Here is a 1,383-nt window from a genome sequence, read left to right on the forward strand (position 1 = left end):
ATTTGGAAAAAAGCCTGTAAAACAAAAAAGCAGCAAAAAAAGAGGGGGTCAAGCAGGTCATAAAGGAAATAGCCGAGACTTATACCCAATCGAAGAATGTAGGGAAGTCATAGAACATCATCCCGAAGAATGTGTAAATTGTGGAGCTACCCTGACGGGAGTTGATACAAACCCCTATCGTCACCAGATAGTAGAAATTCCACCCATCAGTCCCATAGTGATAGAGCATCGTCTACATCAATTGACCTGTAAAGGATGTGGCACAAAGACCCGTGGGACATTACCAGAAGACGTGAATCCAAGTGGTTACGGAGTCAGAGTTGTAGCTCTAGTGGCACTGCTAAGTGGAGTCTATCGCCACAGTCACAGAATGGTACAAAGTGCGATGGCAGAAGTGTTTGGAATTTCAATATCGTTGGCAACAGTCAACAAACTCAGACTAGAAGCAAGTAACGCAGTGGCAAGTTGTGTAGATGAAGCCAAAGAATATATCCAAAATGCCCAAGTTGTTGGAGCAGATGAAACCAGCTTTAATCAAGGAAACATTGACGGGTTTAATCCTGAACAGAGAAAAGCTTGGCTATGGGTTGCAGTCACACCTCTGGTAACATTTTTTGAAATTGCTCTGACTCGTTGCACCCAAGGGGCAAAGAATTTATTGGGTGAAAACTTCAGGGGCATTTTGAACTCCGACCGTCATGGTGCTTACAACTGGGTCAGCTGGGAACGTCGGCAATTATGTTGGGCGCATCTGCGACGGGAATTTATCAAAATCTCGGAACGAACTGGAGTATCGGCAGAATTGGGAACTGCACTGGTCAAACAGCAGGAGAAGTTGTTTGAACTTTGGCATCGAGTTAGAGATGGTACTTTAAGTCGGAGTGAGTTTACTGAGATGGTGGTTGAGATTCGTGCATCCATCAAAGCAACTTTACTCGAAGCTGATAACTACGAAATTACATCACGGGAAAAAACACCCCTAGCAAAAACAGTACGCACTTGTCGTCAATTACTCAAGGTTGAGTCGGCGATGTGGCTATTTGTGACAACTGTTGGTGTTGAACCCACTAATAATGCCGCAGAACGAGCTATTCGTCCTGCTGTAATTTGGCGGCGGACTAGTTTTGGCTCTCAAACTCAGGCTGGTAGTGTTTTTGTGGCTCGGATGTTAACTGTGGTAACAAGCCTCAAGTCCCAACAGCGTAATGTTTTGGAGTTTATGACGCAGGCTGTTCTTGCTGCTCGTGGTTCTACCACTGTGCCTTCTTTGCTTCCACAAGTTACTGCTGATTCTGATGATTCTGACTTGTTGAAAGCTGCTTAATTTTATTGCTGGATTTTGGGGGTTGTTTTTCGTTTTCTTTGTACCCCCTGAACGGTTAC

At 44.5% G+C, this 1,383-nt stretch carries 1 protein-coding gene; it reads left to right on the forward strand.

The features are described from left to right. A partial coding sequence (locus tag IQ226_RS24730; RefSeq protein WP_193899775.1) for an IS66 family transposase occupies nt 1-1,324 on the forward strand: 1,324 nt, incomplete at its 5' end. Between the last annotated feature and the right edge of the window lie 59 nt (nt 1,325-1,383).

Source organism: Dolichospermum sp. LEGE 00240 (assembly GCF_015207875.1).
GTDB classification, from domain to species: Bacteria; Cyanobacteriota; Cyanobacteriia; order Cyanobacteriales; family Nostocaceae; genus Dolichospermum; species Dolichospermum gracile.